Source organism: Actinomycetota bacterium (genome assembly GCA_005888325.1).
Taxonomy (GTDB): domain Bacteria; phylum Actinomycetota; class Acidimicrobiia; order Acidimicrobiales; family AC-14; genus AC-14.
Genome location: VAWU01000046.1, coordinates 22,225 through 28,245, shown reverse-complemented (window position 1 = coordinate 28,245; position 6,021 = coordinate 22,225). Strand labels below are relative to the sequence as shown.

Below are 6,021 nucleotides of genomic sequence, written 5' to 3'. Positions count from 1 at the left end.
GCTGCGCGACCTCGGCCTCATCCCCCTCAACCGGGTGACGGCCGCCAAAGCCGGCGTCAAGCAGGCGCGGCGCGCCGACGGACAGCGAGTCGAGAAGAGCACCCGGCTCGAAACCCGGACGATCGCCCTCCCCGACGGCAGCACCCGAGCCATCGAGCTCTACGCCCGGGGCGGGGTGGTCGGGATCGGTGAGCTCACCGAACGAGGGGACCTCCACTTCCGCGCACGCACGAGGGTGCGGACGCACCGCAACCCCGACAAGTCGGGCCGCTACCGCTGGTACAACGACTATCGCCTCCCCGACCACCTCGGCGCCGGCGTCGTCACGCTGCGGCTCCACGGAACCCCCGAGGACGCAGCCCGCAAGTTGAACCGGACCGAGAACGTCCGGGTCATCCCGCCCACCGACCCCGACTTCGCCCGGCTCTACCCCCGTCGCAATGACGCCGAGAGCATCAACCGCAACCTGGATGACACCCTCTGGCTGCGCCGCGCCCACAGCGTCGGCCACGCACGCCAGTTGCTCAACCTGCTGGGTTACGCGCTCATGGTCAACGGCCTGGCGCTCCACTGCCACCGGCGACGACACCCTACCGCCCTCGCCGCCTGAACCACTGCCGCTCCCCGAACATCCCGGGGCTTCGGCGCGCCCGCACGCATGATCCCGGACCGTCGCGGGCCCGCTGGGAGCGAACGCGGCACTCTCCTCCACGTTTGAGGCCCCGATGACCACGCGGCCTAGAGTTTTCTGCCATCTTTTCTCCATCCCCCGCCCCCGTCGGGCCGGTCGAAAACCTTGAAGACCCTGGCGGGGAGCAGTTCGCGAGATCACCCGGGAACGCCAACCCCCCGAATCGGGAACGCGTCAACGCCGACGCTGTCGCCAGCCCCGGAGGTCAGCTCGCGGCGATGGGTTCGTTTCTCCAAATCATGAAGGAAGCGCCTGCATGAGCTGGAAGCGGGCGAACGCCCGGTCGGCTTCCCGGCTGAGGCGCGCCCGGATGAGCGAGCACTTCTCGAGCGGACCCTCGTCGATCAGCAACTTCGCCGCCCGCTCGAGCGCCTTGTCGTAGGCCTCGCCCCTCGCTTCTCGACCCGGCGCCACCCGGGCGCGAAGCTCGGCGGCGAAGTCACCGGGCGAGTCGAAGTACTCGTCGACCAGGTCGCGACCGAGGTACTCCCACGCCGGGTCGTCGACCGAGAGCGTCTCGCCGTCCGCGTTGGGGTCGGCGGCGATGATGATCTCCTCGACGTCATTGTCGATCGCGAGGAAGCAGGCGACCTCGCGCCACTCTTCGGCGGAGAGGGCGTCGAGGTCCGAGTCGATGCGGGCGGCCATCCCCTCGAGGCACAAGGAGTACCGCTCCTCCAGTCCATGCTCCTCCCCATGGGATGCGCCGGCCATGCGCTCGGCTTCGAGGCGCTCGAGTCGGCCCAACCGCACATTGACCGCGGCGAACTGGTGGGCGGCCGTGAGCGCCATCGCGTTGTTGGGCTTGAGGGTCGCCACGGTCTCCTCGATGACCGCGGCCACGTGCTCCGGGTCCTCGCGGAACAGGCCGCGGGGCACGGGGACCGGCGAGCCGTAGACGCCGTGCCGAACGGCGTTCCTCGAGCTCGCCGCCTTGCCGTCCTCGGTCCGGGGACCGGTCGAACGCTGGGCGTTGCGCCGGTTGGCGTCGATCCGCTTCTGGCTCGTCTTCCCGGTCGGGTCGTCGGAGGTGGACGCGACGGACGAGGGCGCGTTGCTCTCGATCTGATCGTCAGCGCCGCCCGTTGTTTCGTGCATTGCCATGGTGGCCATCCTTGGTGGAGTGACGCGCTAGGCGCGTCATCGTTTCGGTCGGCCACTGCGGGGGCACTGAGGTCTGTGTCATTAGTACCACCGCTCGGAACGCTCTGGGGTGACTGCAAAATGCGAGTGGTGCAGGCCCCCCGTCGGCGCACCGAGACAGCAACGGCAAGGACATACGCAGAGCGCACCCCCTCCGGGACCGCGGCCCTCATCGAGACACTGGCCGGGCTCGCATCGCTGAATCAGAAGTCCGCAGCGGCCTACTCCGCGGCATGTGGCCTGCCGGCGAGCACGCTCGACGCCGTGAGCCGAGCGGTGACCGCCTCGGTGGAGAGCTCCTGCTCGAAGGCCCGGCGGGCGTCGGATGCGAGACGCGTGGCGAGCTCGTTGTCGGAGAGCACGAGCTGGATGGCGTCGGCCAGCTCGCGCGGGGAGTCCGCGATGAGCAAGGCCTGGCCGCTGGGAAACTCCAGCCCGCTCGCGAGCGCGCTGGTGGCGACGACGGGTCGCTGTGCGGCCATGGCCTCGATGAGCTTGAACGGCACGCCGCCGGGCCGGCGGACGGGCAGTGCCATGACTCGACAACCCGCCACGAACCCCGCGGCGTCGCCGACGGGACCCATCACCTGCACGTTCGGGGTGAGGCTCAGCCGCTGCTCGATCCCAGCGGGCATGCCGGTGCCTGCGAGGCGGACGCGCACCTCGGGCGCGAGGACCCGAAGCAACGGAAGCACGTCGTCAACGAGCATGATGGCCGCGTCGAGGGTGGGGGTGTACGCATAGGTGCCGATGAAGCCCACGATCGGCCTGTCGGGCAGGCGCGACGGGGAGATCGAGGACGCGGGGATGGCGTTGGGCACGACGATTACATGGCGGTTGCCGGAGGTCACCGCGAGCCGAGCCACCTCCGGCTCCCACGTACACCAGATCTCGTCCACGTCGGGAAGGAACAGACGCTCCTGGGCGCGCGCCGCGAGACGGTTGGCGACGAGACCCGGGAGCTTGAGCGGGTTGCGGGCGCCGTACTCCCGCACGAAGGCGCGGGTGAGGCCGCTCAGGACATCGGCAGCATCAATGACCGTGCCGCTGCCGGCGCGCGCCACGACCGGGGCGTAGTGCGACAGGAACGACGGAAGGATCACGAAGTCGGGCTTCGTCCGTGCGACGGCTTCGGCGACGACATCCTCTGCTCCCATCCGGTCGTAGCGGACGGAGAGCGGATAGATGTCACCCCGTCGGTGGCGCAGCGCGTTGTAGACGAACTGCAGGCGTTGCTGCGCACGCTCAGTCGTCGAGAAGGCGTGGTGGGGAACCCTCGGCCCTCCCGCGATCGCCTCGTCGCAGAGGGTGCTCAACCGCTCAGCGCCGGGGTCATCGTCTTCCGTCTGGAACGCGAGCACGGTGGTGTGACAGCCGAGCGCCCGGACGATCTGGAGCTCCTCCATCATCCTGAGCTGGAGTCCCGCCGTTGCTGGGAGTGGCATCGCCGGCAGCACCGTCAGCACCCGCGTCATGCGACTGCCTCGTGCACCGCCGGCGCGACCCGGTCCCCGAGGGCGAGCGGGCTCCAGTCGAACTGGGCCCGGACGGGGTGGGTATCGACGGGGGCGTACCCGTCGCGCCTGGCGGCGCGTGCGAGCGGGCCGGGCCCGTTGACGACGCGCACGACTGCCGTGATGACGTGGCCGATCGGGGGGATACCGATCTCGACGATGGTCTGGCAGAGCTCGGCATCGGGAACCGCATCGGGCCCGACGACCTCGAAACAGCCGTTCGCCGGATGGCGGGGATGCAGGCCGACGAGTTCGACGAGATCCTCGACGTGGCGCGACGGCGCGAGCGGCTCGCCGCGTCCGACACCGACGAACGCGCGAGTAAATGCGCACGCAAGGCGCGATTCGGGTGACGTTGTCGTCACCGGCGCGGCCGAAGACGGTTGTTCCGCCAAGCGCCCTTTGACATCACTGGCGTGGACTCGAAACGACATCGCCGTAAGCCTCGCAAGAGATTCTGCGCTACAGCATGTTGGGGATGGCAACCACGGGTCCTTTAGGCGGGCGGACGAGAACGCCGCGAGCGGCGTCATCTGGCCGGGAGACGCGGCAGACGTTGCCGGTCAGGGCTCTAGGAGAGCTCGACCAGCAGGCTGCGGGGGCCACACTCGAAGAACGTGGGCACGTTCTCGTACCGGTAGTCGGGTGCCGTCGACAGCGCGCCGGTCGGAAACCGCTCGAGCAGCGTCTCCATCCCGATGCGGGCGACAGTGCGCGCCAGGCTCGCTCCGGGGCACACATGGGGTCCCCAGCCGAAGGTGAGGTGATGATCCGCGTTGTCCCGGTCCGGGCGGAACTCGTCGGGGTTGGCGAAGACCCGATCGTCGCGGTTCGCCGACGCGCTCCCGACCACGACCCGCTCACCGGCGCGAACCGGGTCGCCCCCGACGGCGGTGTTTTCCACGCATCCCCGGATGACGAACATCACCGGAGGGCGCAGGCGCAGGCTCTCCTCGATAGCGCCCGCGAGCCTCCGAGGCTCGGACCGCACCGCAGCTTCGAGCCCGGCGGAGGTGAGGACGTGATGGATGAGGTTGCCCAGGAGCTGGCTCGTCGTGGTGAGCCCGCCCGTGATGAGGTTGCGGACGAGCGCCCGGAGCTGGCGTCGACTCAGGCGCTCGCCGTCGACCTCGAGCTGCAGTAGGCGGGTGACCACCTCGTCTGGATGTTCGTTGTCGCCGGCCTCGAGTGCGGCGGCACGCGCCGCGATCTTGTTGTCGATGTAGCCCGCGAACTCGGGGAAGGCATTGGCGAAGCCCTCGCCCCGTTCGGACCGGTTGCTCGCGGGAAAGCCGCTCACCATCAGCTCCTTCGCCCAGCCCGCGATGGTGTCCGCATCCTCCGCGGGAAGCCCGAGCAGATGCACGGTCACCCGATTGGGGAGGGGAACGGTGTAGGCGGGAACCAGGTCGGCGCGCCCGGGTACGGGTAGCGCCGCCAGCAGGTCGGCGGCGGTTCGGCGGATGAAGGGCTCGGCGGACCGCACCACCTTCGGTGTGAGGGCCGTCACCATCACCCTGCGCACCGCCGTGTGCTGTGGCGGGTCCATCTCACCCAGGATCCGGTCTTCGGGCGGCACGACGACGCCCGGAGCCTTGAACCCCGAAGCATTGGAGAACGCGGTCGCGTCACGCAGCACATCGCTGCACTCCGCGTAGCGGGTGACGTAGACCATCCCGTCGCCGATCGCCGCCAACGGTCCGCCGTGGCGCAACTCTTCGAGCAGCGACCAGGCGCCCTGGACCTGATCGGCGTCGAAGGGGTCGAACGTCCTCGCCATGATCGGCGATGCTATGCAGCGACGAGCGACGGCGCGAGGGGTGCGGATGGAAGGCACTGATCGTGGACGGTGACGGTCCCACCATGGAGCCCGACGACCTGACGGTCGAGGACCCGCGGGCGATCATGGGCTGCAACGCGGTCGACGCGTACCGCGTCCCCCGGTGACGACCGCGCGTCCGGCGGGGCCCGACCTGGCCCGCATGCGAGTCGATCGCAGGACGAAGTTGCACGACGCCCTCGCCGGCCAGGACGTGGCGGCCGCGGTGTTGCTCGGCGCGACGAACGTACGGTGGGCGACGGGGGCGAGGGTGGTCGCTGCCGACCAGGGGCGCGCGTCGCACTTCCGCAACGTCGCTGTCGTGCTGAACGGCGATCCCGTTGTGCACCTCTTCACGCATCACCCTGACGGCGTTCCGGCTGATCACCCCGCCGACCACGTGCATGCCGGCCTCGACGTGGAGTGCGACGCGGGGGCAGGGGCGCTGGTGACCTTCGTCGGCGACCGCACCGGTGGCGGCTCGGGCGGCAGGATCCTGCTCGACGAGTGGACGATGGCGCTGCGGCGGGCCTGGACCGCGCGCCTGGCCGACGCGGCTCCCGGCGACGCCGCGGCGTCGCTCATGAGCGAGGTCAGGTTGTGCAAGACGCCCGACGAGCTCGCGTGCATCCGCACCGCGCAGTGGATCAATGAGCAAGCGATGCTCGACGTGCAGGCTGCGCTCCGTCCGGGGATTCGCGGCGTCGAGCTGTCGGGTCTGTTCCTCCGCCGCGCGTTCGAGCTCGGCGCGCATCAGAACACCGTCGACCCGATCTGGCAGGCCATGCCCGACTCGGTCGCGGCGGGGCCCGGCTCGGTCACCGGCGACCTCGTCTTCCCCACTGTCACCACCG

Annotated in this window: 4 protein-coding genes and 1 pseudogene (1 of these 5 only partly in view); 1 reads left to right on the top strand and 4 read right to left on the bottom strand. The window is 69.9% G+C overall.

What is annotated here, in order from left to right; all coding sequences use genetic code 11:
- Positions 1 to 928: 928 nt before the first annotated feature.
- The 4 genes from E6G06_15155 to E6G06_15140 all read right to left on the bottom strand — a co-directional run bounded on the left by E6G06_15155 (position 929) and on the right by E6G06_15140 (position 5,128).
- A complete protein-coding gene (locus E6G06_15155) occupies positions 929 to 1,795 on the bottom strand; it encodes a hypothetical protein (GenBank protein TML89119.1) in 867 nt (288 codons plus the stop codon).
- A 260-nt stretch (positions 1,796 to 2,055) separates the two neighbouring features.
- Positions 2,056 to 3,309, bottom strand: a complete 1,254-nt coding sequence (locus E6G06_15150) for a glycosyltransferase (protein ID TML89118.1) — start codon at positions 3,307 to 3,309, stop codon at positions 2,056 to 2,058.
- On the bottom strand, positions 3,306 to 3,713 hold the full coding sequence (locus tag E6G06_15145; GenBank protein ID TML89117.1) for a hypothetical protein: 408 nt from the start codon (positions 3,711 to 3,713) through the stop codon (positions 3,306 to 3,308). The genes E6G06_15150 and E6G06_15145 overlap by 4 nt, the downstream gene beginning before the upstream one ends.
- 206 nt (positions 3,714 to 3,919) lie before the next feature.
- Positions 3,920 to 5,128, bottom strand: a complete 1,209-nt coding sequence (locus E6G06_15140; GenBank protein TML89116.1) for a cytochrome P450 — start codon at positions 5,126 to 5,128, stop codon at positions 3,920 to 3,922.
- A 202-nt stretch (positions 5,129 to 5,330) separates the two neighbouring features.
- Between E6G06_15140 and E6G06_15135 the strand changes: the two are divergent.
- Positions 5,331 to 6,021: pseudogene (locus E6G06_15135) on the top strand (aminopeptidase P family protein) (it continues 459 nt past the right edge of the window).